General features: G+C 53.0%; 21 protein-coding genes, 1 tRNA gene and 1 rRNA gene. 3 read left to right on the top strand and 20 right to left on the bottom strand.

Translation table 11 applies throughout. The features are described from left to right. Nucleotides 1-22: 22 nt before the first annotated feature. Nucleotides 23-98, top strand: a tRNA-Thr gene (locus N037_RS06490). 43 nt (nt 99-141) lie between these two features. Continuing rightward, nucleotides 142-257, top strand: a 5S ribosomal RNA gene (gene rrf, locus N037_RS06485). Between the two features lie 105 nt (nt 258-362). Here rrf and N037_RS06480 read toward each other — a convergent pair. The 7 genes from N037_RS06480 to N037_RS06450 all read right to left on the bottom strand — a co-directional run bounded on the left by N037_RS06480 (nt 363) and on the right by N037_RS06450 (nt 9,782). After that, nucleotides 363-1,121: an amino acid ABC transporter ATP-binding protein gene (locus N037_RS06480; RefSeq protein ID WP_014171880.1), complete on the bottom strand. Its 759-nt coding sequence runs from the start codon at nt 1,119-1,121 to the stop codon at nt 363-365. A 7-nt stretch (nt 1,122-1,128) separates the two neighbouring features. Continuing rightward, nucleotides 1,129-2,232, bottom strand: a complete 1,104-nt coding sequence (locus tag N037_RS06475) for an amino acid ABC transporter permease (protein ID WP_032639777.1) — start codon at nt 2,230-2,232, stop codon at nt 1,129-1,131. Between the two features lie 9 nt (nt 2,233-2,241). Next, nucleotides 2,242-3,423: an amino acid ABC transporter permease gene (locus N037_RS06470; RefSeq protein ID WP_032639774.1), complete on the bottom strand. Its 1,182-nt coding sequence runs from the start codon at nt 3,421-3,423 to the stop codon at nt 2,242-2,244. A 67-nt stretch (nt 3,424-3,490) separates the two neighbouring features. Then, nucleotides 3,491-4,516 (bottom strand): amino acid ABC transporter substrate-binding protein, encoded by a 1,026-nt coding sequence (locus N037_RS06465; RefSeq protein ID WP_023333654.1) that lies wholly within the window; start codon nt 4,514-4,516, stop codon nt 3,491-3,493. Between the two features lie 474 nt (nt 4,517-4,990). Beyond that, nucleotides 4,991-5,212, bottom strand: a complete 222-nt coding sequence (locus N037_RS06460) for a lipoprotein (protein ID WP_008502867.1) — start codon at nt 5,210-5,212, stop codon at nt 4,991-4,993. 305 nt (nt 5,213-5,517) lie between these two features. Then, the gene (locus N037_RS06455) at nt 5,518-8,631 is read right to left on the bottom strand and encodes an efflux RND transporter permease subunit (RefSeq protein WP_032639771.1); all 3,114 of its coding nucleotides are present in this window, start codon (nt 8,629-8,631) and stop codon (nt 5,518-5,520) included. An 11-nt stretch (nt 8,632-8,642) separates the two neighbouring features. Then, nucleotides 8,643-9,782 carry an efflux RND transporter periplasmic adaptor subunit gene (locus N037_RS06450; protein WP_032639770.1) on the bottom strand — a complete coding sequence of 380 codons (1,140 nt, stop codon included), beginning with the start codon at nt 9,780-9,782 and terminating at the stop codon, nt 8,643-8,645. Between the two features lie 387 nt (nt 9,783-10,169). On the opposite strand from N037_RS06450, the gene envR reads away from it, so the two are divergent. Then, complete coding sequence (gene envR, locus N037_RS23540; RefSeq protein ID WP_072163898.1) at nt 10,170-10,889, top strand: acrEF/envCD operon transcriptional regulator; 720 nt, start codon at nt 10,170-10,172, stop codon at nt 10,887-10,889. On the opposite strand, the gene N037_RS06445 is transcribed toward envR, so the two are convergent. The 13 genes from N037_RS06445 to msrP all read right to left on the bottom strand — a co-directional run bounded on the left by N037_RS06445 (nt 10,805) and on the right by msrP (nt 22,668). Continuing rightward, the gene (locus N037_RS06445; RefSeq protein WP_023333650.1) at nt 10,805-12,886 is read right to left on the bottom strand and encodes a putative bifunctional diguanylate cyclase/phosphodiesterase; all 2,082 of its coding nucleotides are present in this window, start codon (nt 12,884-12,886) and stop codon (nt 10,805-10,807) included. The two genes, envR and N037_RS06445, sit on opposite strands and share 85 nt — an antisense overlap. Before the next feature lie 138 nt (nt 12,887-13,024). Next, nucleotides 13,025-13,189 carry a DUF2556 family protein gene (locus tag N037_RS23535; protein WP_008502862.1) on the bottom strand — a complete coding sequence of 55 codons (165 nt, stop codon included), beginning with the start codon at nt 13,187-13,189 and terminating at the stop codon, nt 13,025-13,027. A gap of 177 nt (nt 13,190-13,366) precedes the next feature. Further along, nucleotides 13,367-13,663, bottom strand: a complete 297-nt coding sequence (gene fis, locus N037_RS06440) for a DNA-binding transcriptional regulator Fis (protein ID WP_000462905.1) — start codon at nt 13,661-13,663, stop codon at nt 13,367-13,369. Between the two features lie 23 nt (nt 13,664-13,686). Further along, a complete protein-coding gene (dusB, locus tag N037_RS06435; protein ID WP_023309409.1) occupies nt 13,687-14,652 on the bottom strand; it encodes a tRNA dihydrouridine synthase DusB in 966 nt (321 codons plus the stop codon). A gap of 330 nt (nt 14,653-14,982) precedes the next feature. Next, the gene (locus N037_RS06430) at nt 14,983-15,723 is read right to left on the bottom strand and encodes a carbonic anhydrase (protein WP_032639768.1); all 741 of its coding nucleotides are present in this window, start codon (nt 15,721-15,723) and stop codon (nt 14,983-14,985) included. Nucleotides 15,724-15,851: 128 nt separating this feature from the next. Further along, entirely contained in the window at nt 15,852-16,733 is an 882-nt protein-coding gene (gene prmA / locus N037_RS06425) for a 50S ribosomal protein L11 methyltransferase (protein ID WP_032639765.1), read from the bottom strand. A gap of 11 nt (nt 16,734-16,744) precedes the next feature. Continuing rightward, nucleotides 16,745-18,196, bottom strand: coding sequence for a sodium/pantothenate symporter (gene panF / locus N037_RS06420; RefSeq protein WP_032639763.1), 1,452 nt, complete (start codon nt 18,194-18,196; stop codon nt 16,745-16,747). Next, nucleotides 18,186-18,428: a YhdT family protein gene (locus N037_RS06415; RefSeq protein ID WP_023333645.1), complete on the bottom strand. Its 243-nt coding sequence runs from the start codon at nt 18,426-18,428 to the stop codon at nt 18,186-18,188. Before N037_RS06415 ends, panF begins: the two co-directional genes overlap by 11 nt. A 108-nt stretch (nt 18,429-18,536) precedes the next feature. Beyond that, entirely contained in the window at nt 18,537-19,886 is a 1,350-nt protein-coding gene (gene accC / locus N037_RS06410; protein ID WP_023333644.1) for an acetyl-CoA carboxylase biotin carboxylase subunit, read from the bottom strand. A gap of 10 nt (nt 19,887-19,896) precedes the next feature. Further along, on the bottom strand, nt 19,897-20,358 hold the full coding sequence (accB, locus tag N037_RS06405) for an acetyl-CoA carboxylase biotin carboxyl carrier protein (protein WP_010436174.1): 462 nt from the start codon (nt 20,356-20,358) through the stop codon (nt 19,897-19,899). A 21-nt stretch (nt 20,359-20,379) separates the two neighbouring features. Further along, nucleotides 20,380-20,832 carry a type II 3-dehydroquinate dehydratase gene (gene aroQ / locus N037_RS06400; RefSeq protein WP_023333643.1) on the bottom strand — a complete coding sequence of 151 codons (453 nt, stop codon included), beginning with the start codon at nt 20,830-20,832 and terminating at the stop codon, nt 20,380-20,382. 234 nt (nt 20,833-21,066) lie between these two features. Continuing rightward, entirely contained in the window at nt 21,067-21,666 is a 600-nt protein-coding gene (gene msrQ, locus N037_RS06395) for a protein-methionine-sulfoxide reductase heme-binding subunit MsrQ (protein WP_032639761.1), read from the bottom strand. After that, the gene (gene msrP, locus N037_RS06390; RefSeq protein ID WP_023333641.1) at nt 21,667-22,668 is read right to left on the bottom strand and encodes a protein-methionine-sulfoxide reductase catalytic subunit MsrP; all 1,002 of its coding nucleotides are present in this window, start codon (nt 22,666-22,668) and stop codon (nt 21,667-21,669) included. Between the last annotated feature and the right edge of the window lie 6 nt (nt 22,669-22,674).

Raw genomic sequence — 22,674 nt, 5'->3', positions numbered from 1 at the left:
TGCCAGGCATCAAATTTAGCGTGCTGATATGGCTCAGTTGGTAGAGCGCACCCTTGGTAAGGGTGAGGTCCCCAGTTCGACTCTGGGTATCAGCACCACTTTATACTTAGGTTAAAGTTCGGCAAGAAGTAAAAGAATTTGTCTGGCGGCTTTAGCGCGGTGGTCCCACCTGACCCCATGCCGAACTCAGAAGTGAAACGCCGTAGCGCCGATGGTAGTGTGGGGTCTCCCCATGTGAGAGTAGGGAACTGCCAGACATCAAATAAGTGAGAAGGCCATCCGAAAGGATGGCCTTTTTGCGTTTATGCACAGAAAAACGGTAGGCCGGGTGAGGCGAAGTCGCCACCCGGCAGAGCAAACGACTAATGAATTACCTGCGACAGGAATGCTCGCGTACGTTCTGACTTCGGATGCGCAAAGAACTCATCCGGCGGTGCCTGCTCAACAATCTCCCCGCGATCCATAAAGATCACCCGGTCGGCCACGGTTCGCGCAAACCCCATCTCATGCGTCACGCACAGCATGGTCATACCGGATTGCGCCAGCCCAATCATGGTGTCCAGAACCTCTTTCACCATTTCCGGATCCAGGGCAGATGTCGGTTCATCAAACAGCATAATTTTCGGTTTCATACACAGCGATCGCGCGATCGCCACACGCTGCTGTTGGCCACCCGATATCTGGCCTGGAAACTTATTGGCATGCTCTGCGATACGTACGCGCTCCAGGTAGTGCATGGCTAATGCCTCCGCTTCCTTTTTCGGCATCTTTCGTACCCAAATTGGCGCAAGCGTACAGTTCTGCAGAACGGTCAGGTGCGGAAACAGATTAAAGTGCTGGAATACCATTCCTACTTCCTGACGTACGCGTTCAATATTGCGGATATCTTCATTCAGCTCGATACCATCAACCACAATGCGTCCTTGCTGGTGTTCTTCAAGATGATTAATACAGCGAATGGTTGTTGATTTCCCGGAGCCAGAAGGGCCGCAAAGGACAATGCGTTCTCCCTGCTTTACCTTAAGATTAATGTCCTTCAGGACATGAAATTGTCCGTACCATTTATTCACATTTTCCAGCGTAATCATCGCGTCGGCGGGTGTCATAGTTATTTGGCTCATAATTTCCTCAGTGCGGTGTACGCCCGGTGTTAAAGCGCTTTTCCAGATGCTGGCTGTAGCGCGACATGCTAAAACAAAAGATCCAGTAGATCAGGGCTGCAAAGACATATCCTTCGGTGGACATACCCAGCCAGACAGGGTCAACGGTTGCCTGTTGCACGCTGCTAAAGAGATCGAACAATCCAATGATGATCACCAGGCTGGTATCCTTGAAGAGGGCAATGATCGTATTGACCAGACCCGGGATGACCAGCTTGAGTGCCTGGGGAAGAATGACCAGCCCCTGTGTTTTCCAGTAACCGAGAGCCAGTGATTCCGCCGCTTCGTACTGGCCTTTAGGTAACGCCTGCAAACCACCTCGCACAACTTCAGCGACATAGGCGGACTGGAAGAGAATCACCCCCACCAGGGCACGGATCAGCTTGTCGATGGTGGTACCTTCTGCCATAAACAGCGGCAGCATGACCGACGACATAAACAGAACGGTGATAAGCGGTACGCCGCGCCAGAACTCAATGAAGATAACGGAGAGCACGCGGACGATAGGCATTTTTGAACGCCGTCCCAGCGCCAGTAAAATCCCCCACGGTAGCGCACCGGCTATCCCCACTGAAGCGATGATCAGCGTCAGCGTCAGCCCGCCCCACTGGCGTGTTTCAACGCGTTCCAGTCCCAGGAAACCGCCATACAACAGTACCCAGACAATAATTGGATAAACCACAGCCCAGCCGGCAATATAGCGTCCACGATGAGGCAGCTTTTTCCAGAACATGGCCGCAACGGAGAGCAGGCCGATAACCAGCGCCAGATTAATCCGCCAGCGCTGTTCATGAGGATACAATCCATACATAAACTGGCCGAAGCGCTCATGAATAAACACCCAGCAGGCGCCGGCTTTTGTGCAGTCTGCTCGGGTTGAACCGAACCAGTTGGCCTGTAAAAATGCCCAGTTCAGCAGGGGAGGAATCAATTCCCACATCAGCCACAGGCAGACAATCGTCAGCAGGCTGTTGCTCCAGCTGGAGAAGAGATTCTTACGCGCCCAGAGAATGAAACGTCCACCTGTCGAGTTGGCAGGGCGCGAGGAGTGCGACAGTATCGCTTTTGTCATCATAGATCCTTAGCGCTCGACCAGTGCTATACGACGGTTATAAAGGTTCATCAGCAATGAAATCACCAGGCTGATGATCAGGTAGACAGACATCGTGATGGCGATGGTTTCAATGGCTTGTCCGGTCTGGTTAAGCACGGTTCCGGCGAAGAGTGACACCATATCCGGGTAACCAATGGCAGCGGCCAGAGACGAGTTTTTGACAATATTGAGATACTGGCTGGTCAGGGGGGGAATAATGACCCGTAAAGCCTGCGGAATAATGACCTGGCGAAGCGTCACGGTATGAGGCAATCCCAGCGAGCGTGCCGCCTCGTGCTGCCCATAAGGTACGGCCTGGATCCCCGCACGGATAATCTCGGCGATAAACGCGGACGTATAAATCGATAGCGCCAGCGTCAGGGCTGCCAGCTCGGGAATTAATACCATCCCACCCTGAAAGTTAAAGCCCCGCAGATGTGGAATGTCCCAGTGCAGCGCCGCCCCAAATAGCCAGTGCGCGATTAGCGGAAGGCTAACGATCAGGACAACTGCCGTGGGCCAGGTTCTACGAAGCTGACCGGTTTTGATCTGATGCTTGCGGTTAAAACGGAATACCCCAGCAGAGAGAGCAAGCGCTATCACGATCGCGCCAATGAAAGCATACAGTCCTTCGCCCGGCTGAGGAGAAGGAATGGATAACCCTCGGTTACTGAGGAAAAACAGCTCAAACGCGTCGACGGCCTGACGGGGACCGGGAAGGTTACGCAGTACGGCGAAATACCAGAAGAAGATCTGCAGGAGCGGGGGGATATTACGGAACGTCTCGATATAAACAGTCGACAGTTTCCGCAGGAGCCAGTTTTCAGAAAGACGCGCCAGGCCAATAAAGAAGCCCAGTATCGACGCGAAGACGATACAAAGCGCCGATACCAACAGCGTATTCAGTAAACCGACCACGAACACGCGTCCGTACGTGTCACCTTCCTGGTAATCAATAAGGTGCTGAACAATACCAAACCCCGCGCTGCGGTCTAAAAACGCGAAACCGGAGGTAATGCCGCGGTTATTCAGGTTGGTGATGGTGTTATGGATGAGATACACGGCGATGAGAACAACCGCAACAATAGCAATAATCTGGAATAGCCAGGCGCGGACCGCGGGATGAGAAAAGGATAGCGATCCTTTTACGGCTGAGCGGCGATGGGACATAAAGAAACCTCAGTAACCATGACTCTGGAGTGGGCACTACCGGAGCAGTGCCCGTTACAGCTATGACTTAACGTACTGGTGGCGCGTACTGAATACCGCCGTTGTTCCAGAGATTGTTCTGGCCGCGTTTGATCTTCAGCGGGCTTTCCGATCCCACGTTGCGCTCAAAGATCTCAGAGTAGTTGCCCACCTGTTTGATGATGTTGTAAGCCCACTTGTTATCCAGCTTCAAATCTTTGCCGAAATCACCTTCTTTACCGAGCAGATGTGCCATATCCGGGTTAGATGGCTTAGCCGCTTTCTCATCAACGTTTTTAGAGTTGATGCCCATCTCTTCTGCGTTCAGCATGGCAAACAGCGTCCAGCGAACGATGGAGAACCAGTCTTCATCACCACGACGAACGACGGGGCCGAGAGGTTCTTTGGAGATGACTTCTGGCAGGACAATCCACTCTGCCGGGTTGCTCAGCTTAATGCGCAAGGCATACAGCTGTGACTGGTCAGAAGCCAGCGTGTCGCAACGGCCGGATTCCAGCGCTTTGGCCGATTCATCCGAGCGGTCGAATGTCACTGGGGTGTATTTCATGTTGTTTGCTTTGAAATAATCTGCGACGTTCAGCTCGGTATCGGTGCCCGCCTGGATACAAACGGTGGCGCCATCCAGTTCTTTGGCGCTTTTCAGGCCTGCTTTATTGTGGGTCAGGAAACCGATGCCGTCATAATAGGTCACGCCCGTAAATGACATCCCCATGCCAGCATCACGGGAGGAAGTCCAGGTGGTATTACGGGAGAGCATGTCGACCTCGCCGGACTGCAGCGCCGTAAAGCGTTCTTTCGCCGTCAGCGGGGTGTATTTTACTTTGCTGTCATCACCAAAAACGGCGGCTGCAACGCCACGGCAGACATCCACATCAATACCGGTAAATTTGCCGTTCGCATCGGCATAAGAGAAGCCAGGCAAACCGTCACTGATACCACATTGAACAAAACCTTTCTTTTTAACGGCATCCAGTGTCGTTCCCGCATGGGCTTGACCGGCTACGGCAAACAACATGCCTGCAGCGGCCAGGCTGGCTATCATCGTCTTTTTCATAATGCATCCTGTGTGGCGAAATTTATCGTTATAGAGGCGTTTTTTAAACGCTTAACCTGTCTGTGGCTTTGGCCAACGTTTATAAAGCAAACGTAATGCCAGTTTTGCGTTCGACAAAATAAGAGACGAGTGAACGCTTAATGCTGAGTGTAGACAGGCTTAAATAAAACGAGCGCCCCGAAACGGTGCGAAATTACAACCTGTGCCACAAATCGGAGCAAAAGTTTTGAGTCGGGTCAGGAAAAAGAGGAGATAGTTTCCAGGGTGAATATTGGCAGGGTATTCAATAATATTAATGTGTGAAAATCATCACGATAGAATAAGTAATTTGAATGAATATGCGAAAAAGTTGTGACGGATTTAAGGCTTGGTTTAATTACATGAATAAATACGGGGCTATTTTTTTACTTATTTGAAAATACTGCACTCATTAAAAGCAAAAGCGCGGCCAAAGCCGCGCTTTCTCAACAGATGTTACTTCGTCAGGGCAACAATACCCAGCGTCAAACCCGCTACTGCGGCAGCACCGCCAGCGATTGCACCCGCAGTTTCCCAGTTGTCCTGAGTAGTACCTTTCATACAGGTATTGGTATGAACCAGTCGGCCCTGGTCGTCGTAAACCGGTACACATGGAGAGTCGTGCGCGCAACCAGCAAGCAGCGCAGCGAGAAGTGCAACGGAAATGAATCTTTTCATGATGTTACCTCAGTATTATTTCTCATTCGCTATAAAGCCAGGAGGGCTATTAACGAACTGGAGGTTATTTTACCACCGGGGTAAGTCCTCGTTACACGAGGAATAATCTCAAATTATGTAGTTTGTAAAAATCGTGGAGAAAAGTTGGGTTCAGGAGGAATTAATGGAGACATTATGAAGATGCAAGAGACTGTTTTTACTTAATGCAAATCATCCTATTTTTAATGCTGCCTTGATGTAAATCCTAATTTATTGTTTATGTTAAAAAAATAAAAAGGCACCAGAGGTGCCTTTTCAGGAGAACATTACTCTTTATGATGAGTAAATCGTCGCCGAACAACCACAAAGAAGACGGGCACGAAGAAAATCGCCAGAAGCGTTGCGGAAAGCATCCCTCCCATAACGCCCGTACCGACGGCGTTTTGCGCGCCGCTCCCGGCCCCGGTGCTGATCACCAGCGGCATGACTCCAAGGATAAAGGCCAGAGACGTCATCAGGATCGGTCGAAGGCGCATTCTGGAAGCTTCCAGCGTGGCCTCAATGATGCCTTTACCTTCTTTATCCATCAGGTCCTTAGCAAATTCGACGATCAGGATGGCGTTTTTCGCGGATAAACCAATCGTTGTCAGCAGGCCGACCTGGAAATAAACGTCATTGTTTAACCCCCGCAATGATGCAGCGAGAAGCGCCCCAATGACCCCCAGCGGTACAACCAGCATAACGGAGAACGGAATGGACCAGCTTTCATACAGCGCTGCCAGACACAGGAACACTACGATCAGGGAAATGGCGTACAGTGCAGGCGCCTGGTTACCTGAGAGCCGCTCCTGATAAGACATCCCCGTCCAGTCATAGCCGATGCCGGAAGGCAGTTTTGCCGCGAGACTTTCCATCATAACCATGGCCTCACCGGTACTTTTACCCGGAGCGGATTCACCCAGGATCTCCATAGAGGGCATCCCGTTATAGCGCTCCAGGCGAGGTGAACCATAGACCCAGTGAGCGTTGCTAAAGGCGGAGAACGGCACCATTTCCCCATTCGCGCTGCGCACGTAAAGGTTGTTAATATCACCTGGCAACATACGGAATTTGGCGTCGGCCTGTACGTAAACCTTTTTCACGCGCCCATGATCGATAAAGTCGTTCACATAGGTGCCACCTAAGGCCGTCGAAATCGTCTGGTTGACGTCAGAAAGACTGACGCCCAGCGCCTGCACTTTCTCCTGATCGACATCCAGCTTGAACTGAGGCGTATCTTCAAGACCGTTAGGGCGCACGCGAACCAGCAGGTCAGGGTGCTCTTTCACCATGCTAAGCAGTTGGTTACGCGCCTGCGTCAGCTGGGTATGCCCCAGGTTAGCCTGATCGATCAATTCAAAGTCGAAGCCCGTGGCGGTACCCAGCTCAATAATTGCAGGCAGGTTAAACGGGAACACAAGGCCATCTTTAATCTGACTGAAGGCTTTCGTCGCGCGACCCACAATGGCTTCGACGCCATTTTCCGAGCCCGGGCGCTCCTCCCAGGGCTTCAGGCTGACGAATGCAATACCGGAGTTCTGACCCTGGCCGCTAAAGCTAAAGCCGTTTACGGTAAAGACAGATGCAACGTTCGCCTTCTCTTTGTTCAGATAGTAATCCTGAACCTGGTCGAGAACCTGCTGAGTACGCGTCTGGGTTGCACCTGCCGGGAGTTGAACCATCGTCATAAACACCCCCTGATCCTCTTCGGGCAGGAAGGAGGTGGGCAAGCGCAGGAAGAGCACCGCCATCCCACCGACAATAATGACGTACACCACCAGATAGCGCCCTGTCTTACGCAAAATACCGCTCACGCTGTTGCTGTAGTGCTCCACGCTTTTATCAAAGAGCGCATTAAACCAGCCGAAGAAGCCACCTTTTTTCTCATGATGATCGCCGGATACGGGCTTAAGCAACGTTGCACAGAGGGCGGGCGTCAGGATGAGCGCAACCAGAACGGACAGCGCCATAGCGGAAACGATAGTCAGCGAGAACTGGCGATAGATTGCCCCCGTTGAGCCGCCGAAAAAGGCCATCGGAATAAAGACCGCCGAGAGCACCATGGCGATCCCCACCAGTGCGCCCTGGATCTGCTCCATCGACTTCTGCGTGGCCTCTTTCGGCGGCAGCTTGTCCTCGACCATGACACGTTCAACGTTCTCAACGACCACGATAGCGTCATCAACCAGCAGACCTATCGCCAACACCATGCCGAACATCGTCAGGGTATTGATGGAGAAACCAAACGCCGCCAGAACCGCGAAGGTACCCAGCAGAACGACCGGCACCGCGATAGTCGGGATGAGGGTCGCACGCAGGTTTTGCAGGAACAGGTACATGACCAGGAAGACGAGAATGATCGCTTCAAACAGCGTCTTCACCACTTCGTGGATGGAGATTTTGACAAAAGGCGTGGTGTCATAGGGATAGACAACCTTCAGCCCCTGTGGGAAGAACTGCTGCAGTTGCGCCAGCTTGCTCTTAATGGCGGCTGCGGTGTCCAGCGCATTTGCCCCGGTTGCCAGCTTAATCCCCAGACCGGTTGCCGCCTGTCCGTTGATTTTAGTGACCATGTTATAGTTTTCGCCACCCAGCTCAATACGAGCCACGTCTTTCAGATGAACCATCGAGCCGTCCTGGTTCACCTTGAGCGTCACGCGGCCAAACTCCTCCGGTGATTTCAGGCGGGTTTGCGCAATGATCGAGGCATTCAGCTGCTGCCCTGGAATGGACGGCGTTCCGCCCAGCTGGCCTGCCGCTATCTGATCGTTCTGGGTTTTCAGCTGGTTGATAATATCCAGTGGCGTTAGCTGGTATTTGTTCATCGCGTTGCTGTCGAGCCAGATGCGCATCGCATACTGAGTGCCAAACAGCTGAACGTCACCGACACCAGACGTTCGGCTGATGGCATCTTTGACGTTTGAGGCGACATAGTCAGAGATGTCATCCTGGGTGAGGCTTTTGTTGTCTGAAACAAAACCGGCGACCAGCAGGAAGCTGCTGCTGGATTTCTCCACGCCAATCCCTTGCTGCTGAACCTCTTGCGGCAGCAGCGGCATAGCAAGCTGCAGCTTGTTCTGCACCTGCACCTGAGCGATGTCCGGATCGGTTCCTGACTCGAAGGTCAGGGTGATGGTAACGTTACCCGCTGAATCGCTGGTGGAGGACATATACATCAGGTTATCGATACCGTTCATGTTCTGTTCGATAACCTGGGTCACGGTATCCTGCACCGTTTGAGCGTCCGCTCCCGGGTAGGTCGCAGAAATCGCCACGGCGGGAGGGGCAATGGTTGGATACTGTGCGACGGGGAGTTTGAGAATGGCCAGCCCGCCTGCAATCATTAAAATGATGGCAAGTACCCAGGCGAAAACCGGTCTCTGAATAAAGAAATTAGCCATGTCGTCGTCCCTTAGCCGGCTGGCGTCGTGGTGGTATCCGGCGTGGCGACGACGGTTACCCCTGGTCTGACTTTCTGTAGCCCACTGACAATCACGCGGTCACCGTTTTTCAGCCCTTCAGTCACCAGCCAGCGATCGCCAATTGCCTGAGGGGCCACGACGGTTCGCGGCTCAACCTGGTTTTTATCGTTCACCACCAGGACGGTTGCATCGCCTCGCGGCGTACGGGTCACGCCCTGCTGTGGTACCAGAATCGCGTCCGGCTGGGTGCCTTCATCAATGCGGGCGCGAACAAACATGCCGGGTAATAACAGATGCTGAGGGTTCGGGAATATGGCGCGCAGGGTAATCGAGCCGGTACTTTCATCGACCGTGACGTCAGAGAACTGCAATGTGCCTTTCAGCGGATAGGGCTGTCCGTTCTCCATCAGCAGTTCAACGCTGCTGGCGGTATCGCCTTTTTGCAGGCTCGTCTGTTTCAGGCGCATAAAATCATTACTGGACTGGGTGACATCGACATAAATCGGATCGAGCTGCTGGACCGTTGCCAGCGCTGCGGCTTGCCCGTTCGTCACCAGCGCCCCTTCGGTCACGCTGGATTTCCCGATACGGCCATCAACAGGGGAGGTCACTTTGGTGTAGGCAAGGTTGATACGTGCGCTTTCAACGCCGGCTTTTGCAGCAACAACGCTGGCATCTGCCTGCTGAGCGGTCGCCACGGCCTGGTCATACTCCTGCTTACTGACATATTGGGTGCCTACCAGCGGGAGATAACGTTTTACCGTCAGGTGCGCAATATTTGCCGCTGCCTGAGCCTTCGCCAGTTCGCCTTTCGCGCTGTCATAGGCTGCCTGATAGGTCGCAGGATCAATCTGGTAAAGTGAATCACCCGCTTTGACATCGCTACCTTCCGTGAAGTTGCGGCGAAGGATGATGCCGCTCACCTGAGGACGAACCTCCGCAACGCGAAATGCATCTGTTCTGCCCGGGAGTTCAGTGGTGACAGCCAGAGGCGCACTTTTCACAATATGCACGCTGACCTGTGGCGCCTGCAGGTGTTGTTGTTGATTTTCCTGACCATCGCATCCAGTGAGCAGTACCGCGCAGACAATGAAACCGGATAAAGGCAAGCGTCTGAAATGATTCGTCATTACTGTTCCTTTAAATACCCATTAACCGATATATGCCGTGAATCGGTAGCTGGGGCAGAGGGATAAAAATAAAATGTAGCTGCGTATAATAATGAGGGTATTTAATGTTTTTTAATTTATAAGTGCGAATGACCATGCTTGTAGAAAAAAATCAGAATCAGACCTGGTCTATTCGAGGATATACTTCAGGTATGTTAATCAGGTAAATGCGTTTAATGTTGTCTAATTATTCATTTCATGAATTTAATTGATTTGATGTATTTGTCTTAATTATAAATTAAGCGAATTGACTTTTTTTGTGCAAAATTAAAACGGATTTTAGTGAATACTTAGATTTACATGAACGCAATATTACCTTTCAACCTTGTGAGTAACGAGTAGTTGCCTATGGCGCGTAAAAAGAAAGAAGAGGCTCAACAAACCCGGCAGCAGTTGATTGAGGCGGCTATCGGGCAGTTTGCGACGCGTGGCGTAGCCAGCACGACGCTGACGGATATCGCTGATGCTGCAAAGGTGACGCGCGGCGCGATCTACTGGCACTTCACCAGTAAAGCTGAAATATTCAATGCCATCTGTGAACAGCAATTACCGCTTCGCGACATTATTCGCGACAGGCTTTCCCTTTCCGATAGTGACAACCCGTTGTTAAAACTTCGTGAGCAATTTATTACCGCGCTGCAGTATATTGCCCGTGAGCCCCGGCAATGTGCGCTTTTACAAATTCTGTATCATAAGTGTGAATTTAGCAGTGATATGATTTCAGAGCGTGAAATCAGAAAGCGTATTGGATTCAATGATGACACGCTACGTGCCACGCTGGAGACCTGTATTTCGCGCAATATCATTTCGCCAAAGGTGAATATTGATCTCACCTTGATCGTATTCCACGGTTTTTTTAGCGGAATAATTAAAAACTGGTTAATGAATAACGACAGTTTTAATCTTTATCAGCAGGCGCCCGCTCTGGTCGATAGCATACTGGCGACACTCCCTGTCATTCGCGTGTCGCCTGCTGATGATGTTTACAGCTCAGCGCCAGGTAACATTTCCCCTCGGGCACAAAGTGCTTCGATGGTCTGCGCGCTGGCGGGTTTACCTAACAGATAACCCTGAAGGGTGTTACAGCCCAGCTCGGTTAAAAAGGCTTGCTGTGCTTCGGTTTCCACACCTTCAGCCACGACTTTCAGGTTAAGTGTTTTAGCGAGGGCCACAATTGCTGAGACAATAGTGGCATCCTCGCTTTCGCCGCTGAGCTCTTTCACAAACGCCCTGTCGATTTTCAATTCACAGGCCGGTAAGCGCTTGAGGTACAGCAGGCTCGAATATCCGGTGCCAAAATCATCAATGGAGGCCTTCACGCCCGCATCCGTCAGCTCTGTCAGCACCCGAACACTCTCATCTGGGTTGCTCATCGCCGTGGTTTCCGTCACTTCTAAGATCAACATTTCCGGTGGAACACGGTGAAGTGCCAGGCAGTCGAGAACCGTTTTAACCAGTGAAGGTTGTTCAAACTGCAGTGTCGACAGGTTTACCGCCATTGACCAGCTTTGATGCCCCTGAAGATGCCATTCCCGCAGCTGGCGACAGGCTTCATTTATCACCCAGTTGCCAATGGGGATGATCAGCCCCGTTTTTTCCGCCAGCGGCAGAAAAAGGTCCGGCGTCAGTAACCCCTGCTTAGGGTGCTGCCAGCGCAATAACGCCTCAAATCCGAGTATAGGACCCGCGGGAGCGTGAAATTTTGGCTGATACAGCAGGCGCAGCTCATTGCGATCGAGCGCCATCCACAGATCGTTCATTAACTGGAGATGGGTCTGCGCAAGGGTATTCATGGAGGGCTGGAAAAAGTGGTAACCGTTACGGCCCATATGCTTTGTGTGATACATCGCCGCGTCGGCGTTAAACATCAGCTCACGCTCGGTTTTGCCGTCATGAGGATAGAGCGCGATACCAATGCTGAGGGTCACCACCAGTTCATAGGGGTCGAGATTGAACGGGCTATCGATCGCACGCACCAGCGAGTTCGCCAGCGATGCCGCGTCGTCCGGACCTTCTCCTTCAGCCAGCAGAACAAATTCATCACCGCCGATACGTGCAAGGGTGAACTGGCCTTTCAGGAGAAGCAGCAGACGCTGCGTAACGGCGACCAGCAGCCTGTCACCGACATCATGGCCGTAGGCGTCATTGATGGCTTTAAAGCCGTCGAGATCCATGAACATCAGGGCAAAGTGGCTCCCTTCACGAGCGGCTTTGCTGATGGCCTGGTCGAGTCTGTCTTCCAGCAGGATACGGTTGGGCAGACGCGTCAGGGTATCGTGCAGCGCCAGTTGAGCGAGTTCCCGGTTAGCTTCTGCCAGCGACGAGGCCAGAAGGGCGGTACGTGCCTGAAGGCGGGCATCCAGCATCGACACCAGCAGGGTGATCCCAAGAATAGAGAGCGCGACGACGCTGACCAGCACCGCCAGCCAGCTCCCGTTAATCCCCTCATGATGAACCATTGTGGACATGGGAAACTGCGCTGCTTTCATTCCGGCATAGTGCATACCGGCAATGGCAATGCCCATCGTGATGGCGGCCCCCATGCGCATCAGCACGACCTGCGCGGCTTCGCGACGCAGGCGGAAGGTCAGCCATAGTGCCGCGAGCGAAGCGGCAAGCGCAATCGCGACCGAAATGGCCACCCAGACCTTGTCCCAGATAATCCCGGGCATCACTTCCAGCGCCGCCATGCCGGTGTAATGCATGGCAACAATACCGCTCCCCATCACCAGCGCGCCGGGCAGCAGCCGGCGCAAGCGTAATTGCTCGCAGCTCACGAGCCATAACGCAAACAGCGACGACCCCACGGCGATGACCATGGATAACACCGTCAGGGTGGCGTTGTAGCTCATGCTCATGGAGAGGTCCATCGCCAGCATGCCGATAAAATGCATGGCCCATACGCCAATGCCCATTGCAATACCGCCGCCAGCCAGCCAGACGCGGGCAGCGACGCCCTCACTCCCGGCGACGCGTGCAGCCATGTTCAGCGCGGTATACGCAGCAAGGATGGCAACAACAAAGGAGAGGACGACAAGGATATGGTTGTATTGGCTGACCAGCATGGACGGTTCTACTCGAGTGTGGGGTTACGCTAGAGCGGTTGAGAAGGGCGAGACATTATCACCGTCAGGTAATGGCTCAAAGGGATTTAAATCCCCGTTTTTAGTGGGTAATAACGGGGGGCTGGCGCAATCGGGCGGTTAGTCGAGCTCGGAGCAGTTCACGAGTTTCAGCGGATTGACGGAGTTCATATTGCGACACTTATCGGTTTCGGTGCTCATCAGTTCGATCCATTGCATCAGGAGTGCATCGAAAATGAGAACGGAGATTGCAAAGACAACCAGCCACCAGTATTTACGAATCATTGTGTCATTCCGCGGGAAGAACGCCAGTAAGGTGGGGGAAATATACACGAAAAACCGTGGTTGAAAAGCGGGATAAGCGAAGGTTTACAATGCGTTGACGGAGAGGCACAGGTAATAAAAAAGGCGCTTCCCCATGCCGAAGAGCGCCTTTTTAAACAAGCATTTAACTGATTAGTATCAGTTCATGCCGTATTTTTTCAGTTTCTTACGCAGAGTACCACGGTTGATACCCATCATCAGCGCAGCGCGGGTTTGGTTACCGCGGGTGTATTGCATCACCATGTCCAACAGTGGCTGTTCAACTTCAGCCAGTACCAGCTCATACAGGTCATTAACATCCTGACCGTTCAGTTGAGCAAAATAGTTCTTCAGTGCCTGTTTAACCGAGTCACGCAGGGGCTTTTGAGTTACCTGGTCCTGAGAGTTAACGGTAGAAACGGTCAGTACGTCAGAATTTACGCGTTGTTCGAACATAGTTCTGTCAGCTCTTTATTTCATTACGCAAGATTTTCGAAGTATGCCTCCAACGCCTCCAGCTGTACGCTGGCATCCTCTATGGCGTTGAATGTGCGCCGAAACTGGTCATCTGGAGCGTGCTCCTGGAGATACCAGGAGACGTGTTTACGCGCAATTCGGTACCCTTTTGCCTGGCCGTAGTGGTCATGCAGTTCCCGAACATGCGAACAAAGCAAGCGCTTAACCTCTGCCAGAGGCAGCGGGGCAAGCAGCTCCCCAGTGTCCAGATAATGCTGGATTTCCCGGAAGATCCAGGGTCTTCCCTGAGCTGCACGTCCTATCATCAGAGCATCAGCTCCCGTATAGTCGAGTACAGCTCTGGCTTTAAGCGGGTCAGTTATGTCGCCATTCGCGATAATCGGAATGGAAACTTTCTGCTTAACTGCCCGAATGCTGTCGTATTCAGCTTCACCGTTGAACAAACAGGCGCGAGTGCGTCCATGAATGGTCAGGGCCTGAATGCCACAGTCTTCGGCCAGTTGGGCAATCTCTACACAGTTACGGTGTTCCGGCGACCAACCCGTGCGAATCTTCAACGTAACAGGAACGTCCACTGCGCTGACAACCGCCGTCAGGATAGCTTTCACCTGGTCGGGGTATTGCAGAAGGGCTGAACCTGCAAGCTTGCGATTCACCTTTTTGGCCGGGCACCCCATATTGATATCAATAATCTGGGCACCACTTTCCACGTTAATCCGCGCGGCATCTGCCATCTCTTCAGGCACGCTTCCGGCAATTTGCACGGTGCGAATACCTGGTTCATCAACGTGCACCATCCGAAGGCGGGATTTATCGCTTTCCCAAACCTGCGGGTTAGACGACATCATCTCGGATACGGTTAAACCGGCTCCCATCTCATAGCACAGCGTCCTGAATGGCCGGTCTGTAATACCTGCCATAGGGGCTGCGATCAGGCGATTTCTAAGCTGGTGGTGTCCGATGCGCATGAGTTAAGAAATGACCATACTGTGACTGCAAGGCGGCGTATATTACGCATTTTTTGCACGAGATGAAAGGCCAAACTTTGAACAATCCACTGTTATAGATCAAGGAATCGCCGCTCAATCATTCCATTCAAAATTAATCATCATTTAAATCATTATGTTATATGATAATGGTTATTTTATAGGCGCTTACAATTTCCCGTAACTTCTCATCATTTCTGAATAAATGCGTCGCTGAAGCGGGATAATCTGCTGTTTTTAGCAGCAGATTATCCCACTTCTTTGCGATCTGCGTCGCATTTTAGAACATGATCGTCATGCGAAAAATGCGTCTTATTCGACCACAACACGCCCATGCAGCGACTGTACCGGACGGTTATTATCGTGATGCATTGTATGGGTGAATCTATCAAGCTGTTCTGCAGAAACGGTCAGGGGCTGTTTAAGCACAATCCAGGTGACGCCTTCTGAACACGGAGGGGTGGTCAATGAACCGCTAAAGCGCCAGTACGTTTTATCTTTTGGCAGCAGTTTGTTAAGGTTAAGATCTTGTTTGATGGAGACATTTTGCTCGGCCTGCTGAGGCATAACGCGCCACAGTTTTTCAAGCTCCGGGTTTGCGGCTCCTTTATCAAACATGACCGCCACCACCGTCAGTTCCCCACTGGCATTTTTATGAACCAGGTGCATTTCCATTGCATATTTCTTGCCATGAACGGTGTTTTCGCTCGGCGCGTGGAAGTGGAACTGCTGTAACGTCCAGGTTTGCTTATCAAGGGAAAGGGTATCGCGGGTGTCAGCCTGTTCACTTGCCTGAATGGTATGGCCGTTGTTTGTCAGCGTAACAGGGCCATCGACGTAGTGGGTTTGTAGCGGGGAGAGATGGGCGTTTGCGGTCGAATCAATATTAATGGGAGACTGGTTCATTCCGCTTTGACAGGTCTTGTATGCCTCGTCCAACTCGCCCCAGTGTTCCGGCGAACCTTCCCCTTCGTAGCTCCAGTGTGATGCGCATGCTGAAGCCGAGATCATGCTCAGCGCCAGCAGCGCTGCCTTGCCTGTAATGTGTTTCATCATATTCTTCCGGTGAATTTTTGTAATACAAATCAACATGATTTGTATGGTTATTTTACCGAAGAATAACCTGGGGAGAGAGGATTATCAGAGGAGGAAAGGCGTGGTCAGATGACCACGCCAAATGCTTATTTTTTACGGCCGGTGATGCGGCACCACTCTTCTTTTTCCACTACCGGGTCAAGAGCAAAGAGATCGGCGTAGGCTTCACACACGCTGTCAGCCTGGCTTGCCAGAATACCGGAAAGCCCGAGCAGACCGCCCTCAACGGGCAGCACGCTGATTAACGGGGCCAGCTCGCGCAGTGGGCCCGCCAGAATGTTTGCGACCACCACATCGGCTTTCATGGCGTCTGGCTGAGCATCCGGCAGATACAGCTCCAGACGATCGGAGACGCCGTTACGCTCGGCATTATCGCGGCTGGCCTGAATCGCCTGCGGATCGATATCGATCCCGATGGCTTTTGCCGCGCCCAGCTTCAGGGCTGCAATCGCGAGGATCCCGGATCCACAGCCGAAATCGATCACTGTCTTTCCGTCCAGGTCCAGACCATCCAGCCACTGCAGGCACAGGGACGTGGTGGGGTGAGTGCCGGTACCAAACGCCAGACCCGGGTCGAGCATCACGTTGACCGCATTCTCATCCGGGACGTCGCGCCAGCTTGGGCAGATCCACAGACGTTTGCCGAACTGCATCGGGTGGAAATTATCCATCCATTCGCGTTCCCAGTCTTTGTCTTCCAGCTGTTCGATTTTGTGCACAAAACCCGCGCCCAGCAGAGGATGATTCTCCAGAATCGCGACGACCTCTTTCATATCGGTTTCGGCATCAAACAGGCCAATAACGTCGGTATCACCCCACAGGCGGGTTTCGCCCGGCAGTGGCTCAAAGACCGGCGTGTCATGCGTGTCCTGGAAGGTGATAGAGACCGAGCCGGCCTCCATCAGCGCATCGCTCAGTTCCTCGGCGTTAGCGCCGGTTGTGTTCAGTTTTAGTTGGATCCACGGCATGGCAAAACTCTTTATTTATCAGTAGAAATCATAGCGGGTTGTGGCGCGGGCTGACCGAAACGGTTCCCCACCACAAACGCCAGTAAACTTAGCAGTAACGAAGGGACAATCGGATGGAAGCCCAGGTACTGAATCTTAAACGTTGCAAGGACGGCGTAAAGCACGCCGCCGACAATCATCGCGCTCAGCGCACCGGCGGCATTCGCGCGCTCCCAGTAGAGCCCTAACACCAGCGGCCACAGGAATACCGCTTCAAGCCCACCAAATGCCAGCAGGTTCAGCCAGATGATCATCTCCGGCGGTCGCCACGCGGCTAACAGCAGCAAAGCCCCTAACGCCAGGGTAATAACGGCCGACATGCGCTTCAGGCGCCGTTCATTCTCTGCCTGCTCAGGACGCAGGTTCAGGTAGAGATCTTTAATGATCGTAGCGGAACTTTGCAGCAGCTGAGCGTTGATGGTCGACATAATGGCGGCCATCGGTGCGGCGAGGAAGATCCCGGCTGCAAATGGCGGCAGCACTTTAACCATCAGGGTTGGGATGACCAAATCGGGTACGGTAAGGTCAGGAATAACTGCCCGACCTAATGCGCCCGCCAGGTGCATACCAAACATCAGGATTGCGACGACGATAGTGCCGATAATGATACCTCTGTGCACGGCTTTGCTGTCTTTATAAGAGATACAGCGCACGGCGGTATGCGGCAGGCCAATGACCCCAAAGCACACCAACACCCAGAACGAGGTCATAAAGGTTGGCGAAAGAATGTCATCCGCGCCCTGCGGAGAGACCAGTTTCGGGTCGATGGCTTCCAGTGTTTCGACGGCGTGGCTCAGGCCACCTGCAGCATGCACAATGCCCACCAGCAGAACAAGGGTGCCAACAAGCATCACCAGGCCTTGCATCGTATCGTTCAGCACGCTGGCGCGGAATCCGCCAAACGCGGTATACAGCGCAATGCTGACTCCGAAGATGATCAAGCCCGTCTCGTAGGGGATCCCGGCCGCCGTTTCCAGCAGGCGTGCCCCGCCGATAAACTGCACCGTCATTGCGCCAATAAAGGCCACCAGCAGGCTTAAGCTGGCCAGCCAGACCAGTAAACGGCTCTGATAGCGGGCAAACAGCATATCGTTGAGCGTCACGGCATTATAACGGCGCGCCAGAATGGCAAATTTCTTTCCCAGTATACCCAGCGAGAGCCAGACGGCAGGCAGCTGAATCATCGCCAGCAGCACCCAGCCTAACCCGTATTTATAGGCTGCGCCCGGTCCACCGATAAACGAACTGGCGCTGATGTAGGTCGCGGTCAGCGTCATGGCCAGCACCACGCCGCCCATTGAGCGGCTGCCGAGGAAATACTCGTTCAGAAACGTGCCTGTCGTGCGTTTTCGCATGGCGTAAACGGATAAACCAAACACCACCAACAAGTAAGCGATAAGCGGCAGAATCACTTCAAGCTGCATCATCGTCCTCCAGCGGAATATCGCGATAGATGAATTTGACCATTGCCCAGCACAGCACGATAAACACCAGCGGTACCAGCAGGCAGGCCATTTCGAACCAGTGTGGCAGGCCGGTGATGCCCATAGCGGAGTCTGGTAAGTAAGCAGTCACTAACCATGCTGCGAGATAGAGAAGGGTCAGCCACAGCGCCCAGCGCGCTTCTTTATGGGCCTGAACAAAACGTTTGTCCATTTTTTGTCCCTTGTGGATGAAGAAAGCGGGGATTGTACATGATGAGGCTTTCCTGACCCCAGAAATAAAAAAGGCCGGATAATCCGGCCTTTTCGCGTGAGAGCAGTCTTACTTCTCGTTAAGACCGAGTTTTTTCTCCAGGTAGTGGATGTTGGTTCCACCATTCTGGAAGTGCTCGTCGCTCATGATACGCATCTGCAGATCAACGTTGGTTTTGATACCGTCGATGATCAGCTCCTGCAGGGCATTCTTCATGCGGGCAATCGCCACGTCACGGTTTTCGCCGTAGCAGATAAGCTTGCCGATCATTGAGTCATAGTACGGCGGTACGGTGTAACCGGCGTAGATATGAGACTCCCAGCGCACACCAAAGCCACCCGGCGCGTGGAAACGCGTGATTTTACCCGGGCTTGGCAGGAAGGTGTTCGGGTCTTCGGCGTTAATACGGCACTCTACCGCATGGCCTTTCACCACAACTTCTTCCTGCTTGATGGACAGCGGCTGGCCTGCAGCGATACGCAGCTGTTCTTTGATCAGGTCAACGCCGGTGATCATTTCGGTAACCGGGTGTTCAACCTGAATACGGGTGTTCATTTCAATGAAATAGAACTCGCCGTTTTCGAACAGGAACTCAAAGGTACCTGCACCGCGATAGCCGATATCGACACACGCTTTGGAGCAACGCTCGCCGATGTAGCGACGCAGCTCTGGGGTAATGCCCGGTGCTGGTGCTTCTTCGACCACTTTCTGGTGACGACGCTGCATGGAGCAGTCACGTTCTGCCAGATAGATCGCGTTACCCTGACCGTCAGCCAGCACCTGAATTTCGATGTGGCGTGGGTTTTCCAGGTATTTTTCCATGTACACCATGTCATTGCTGAAAGCGGCTTTCGCTTCTGCTTTGGTCATGGAGATGGACTGCGCCAGTTCAGCATCGCTGCGCACAACGCGCATACCGCGACCGCCGCCGCCGCCGGACGCCTTGATGATAACCGGGTAGCCAATGCGTTTAGCATGAGCACGGTTAGCATCCATGTCGTCTGTCAGAGGGCCGTCAGAGCCTGGTACGGTTGGAACGCCGGCTTTTTTCATCGCGGTGATCGCAGACACTTTGTCGCCCATCAGGCGGATAGTGTCGGCTTTCGGGCCGATGAAGATGAAGCCAGAGCGTTCAACCTGCTCAGCAAAGTTGGCGTTCTCAGAGAGGAAGCCGTAACCCGGATGAATTGCCACCGCGCCGGTGATTTCAGCGGCGCTGATGATAGCCGGGATGTTCAGATAGCTTTTTACGGACGGAGCCGGGCCAATACAGACCGTCTCATCCGCCAGCAATACGTGTTTTAAATCGCGATCCGCGCTTGAGTGCACAGCGACGGTCTTGATGCCCAGTTCTTTACAGGCACGAAGAATACGCAGTGCGATCTCGCCGCGGTTGGCGATAACAATTTTATCCAGCATGTACGCCTCGTTACTCGATGACGACCAGCGGCTCGTCAAATTCAACCGGCTGACCACTTTCGACCAGAATCGCTTTCACAGTACCTGATTTGTCTGCTTCGATCTGGTTCATCATTTTCATCGCTTCAACGATGCACAGGGTATCGCCTACGTTGACTTTCTGACCCACTTCGATGAACGCCTTCGCGTCCGGGCTCGGGGTGCGGTAGAAAGTACCAACCATTGGGGAACGTACGATGTGACCACTGATTTCTGCTGCAGCGGCAGGTGCGGCTTCAGCTGCTGGCGCAACGGCTGCGGAGAGCGCAGGCTGCTGCACTGGCGCAGCATAAGCTTGCTGCATTACCGGGAAGCTAGCGGCTGGGGCTGCACGGCTGATGCGTACAGACTCTTCGCCTTCAGAAATTTCCAGTTCGGAGATGCCTGATTCTTCAACCAGCTCGATCAGTTTTTTAATCTTACGAATATCCATGAGTGGGTTCCGTACTCTTGTTTAGTGTGATTGTGACAAGCGTTTTACCGCTGTCTGTAAAGCGTATGAATAGCCGTCAGCGCCCAGTCCACATATAACGCCAGCAGCGATATCTGACAGATACGAGTGGTGGCGGAACGGCTCTCGGGCGTGCACGTTACTCAGGTGGATCTCGATAAACGGGATACTCACCGCGAGCAGTGCGTCGCGGATAGCAACACTGGTGTGCGTAAACGCGGCCGGATTGATCAGGATATAGTCCACATTGTCTTTAGCCTGATGAATACGGTCGATGAGTGCGTACTCCGCATTTGACTGAAAATGATCCAAATCCACATTCAGTGACGCTGCTTCCGTTCCCAGACGGTTAACAATTTCACCCAATGTTAGCGTGCCGTACTTCTCTGGCTCACGGGTGCCGAGCATGTTCAGGTTCGGTCCGTTCAAAACTAAGATATGGAATTTATCAGTCATTATGCCGCTATCTCCTGCGATTCTCTGGTAAAAAACAAAATATACCGTCGAAGCGCAAATGTCACCTTTTCAGAGGCTTAAAACCGCTGTCAGGCGAACCAAGGTCGCACATTATAACGATTTCGTAGCATTTAGCAGCTAAATACTGGTCTTATCAGGGAAGATAATCAACCGCTATCCGAAAAAGATTTGCGGTTGACGGGGAATCTGCGGGAAAACGCACAGTTTCGCGAACTATCGCCACCACTGGCGGAACTTCTTGTAACGCCATGCTAAAAGCGCCACGGCCGCCAGTGCATAAAGGACCGGCTGCGGGGAGAGGATCTTCACCGACCACAGGTAGTGAATGGGGGCGAGGATCGCGACAAGATAGAAGAAGTTGTGCAGCAGTTGCCAGCGCCTGCCCAGTTTTCGTTGAGCATATTGCGTGGATGTGAGCGCTAACGCCAGTAAAACCATCCAGCTCACGATACCCAGCGTCAGATAAGGACGTGTCACCAGTTCGCGGCCAAGCAGCGCCAGATTGTTAATTCCCAGTTCCAGCAGGGCATAGCTAGTGAGATGCAGCGTCGCCCAGGCAAAACACCATAGCCCTAACAGGCGACGGGTGCGTATCAATAAGGGCTGTTTAGCGTAGCGCGCCAGCGGCGAGACGAGCAAGGTGGCCAGCAAAAATTTCAGAGCCATCCGACCGGTAAAATGCTGGATATCCTTCGCCGGGTCTGCGCTAAAGAGTCCCTGGCTTGCGGCCCAGAACAGCCATATAAAAGGAAGCAGCCCGGCCAGGTGCAGTAGCACTTTCAGCCAGGTAATCTGTTTTGCCGTTAAACGCACTCAGAAGTTCTCCCGTAAATTGAGACCACGGTAAAGCGAGGCCACTTCATCCGCATAGCCGTTAAACAGCAGCGTCGGCTGACGCTTTACGTCCAGCGCTCCACCTGAACCGATAAACCGCTCGGTTGCCTGCGACCAGCGCGGATGATCCACATGCGGATTCACGTTGGCAAAGAAGCCGTATTCGTTCGGAGCCGCCAGATTCCAGGTGGTTGGCGGACGTTCGCGGGTAAGCTTAATGCTGACGATAGATTTAATCCCTTTGAAACCATATTTCCATGGAACGGTTAAACGGATGGGGGCACCGTTCTGCGGCGGGAGCGCCTTACCGTAAACGCCGACGGTCAGCAGGGTAAGGGGATGCATGGCTTCGTCGAGGCGCAACCCTTCCACATACGGATACTCAAGCCCGCCGCCGATAAACCGATCTTTCTGCCCGGGCATTTCGTCCGGCGCATAGCGCGTCTGGAAAGCGACATATTTTGCGTTGCTGGTGGGTTCAACCATCGCCAGCAGTTTATGCAGCGGGAAGCCAACCCACGGTACCACCATCGACCAGGCCTCCACACAGCGCATGCGATAGATTCGCTCTTCGAGGGGAAAACGGGTGGTGAGATCGTGGTGGTCCAGCGTCAGGGGTTTTGCCACTTCGCCATCAATCTTCAGCGTCCACGGATCGGTTTTGAGGCTTCCCGCGTTCGCGGCAGGATCGGCCTTATCGAGCCCAAATTCGTAGAAGTTGTTGTAGCCGGTGACTTTATCTTCCGGCGTGAGCGTCAGTTTGTTTTGCCATTGGGCGGGTTTCGTAAAGGTGAGCGGGGCACCGGAAGGGGCCTTTGGCCGATCGTTGCCTTTAAACCAGTCGAGCAGGTCGGCGTGCGCCGCCGGAGAGAGCGTCAGGGCAGTGGCGCTGATGCCAAGCATTTTCAGGATCTGGCGGCGCTGTAACATAAAGACAGACTCAGACGTTACGTCGGCTTCCGTCAGTTTTCGGTTTTTCATGGCATC

This window comes from Enterobacter sp. EGD-HP1 (assembly GCF_000733275.2).
Classification (GTDB): Bacteria; Pseudomonadota; Gammaproteobacteria; order Enterobacterales; family Enterobacteriaceae; genus Enterobacter.
The sequence above is the reverse complement of the archived record's forward strand: the minus strand, read 5'-3'. Positions and strand labels throughout refer to the sequence as shown.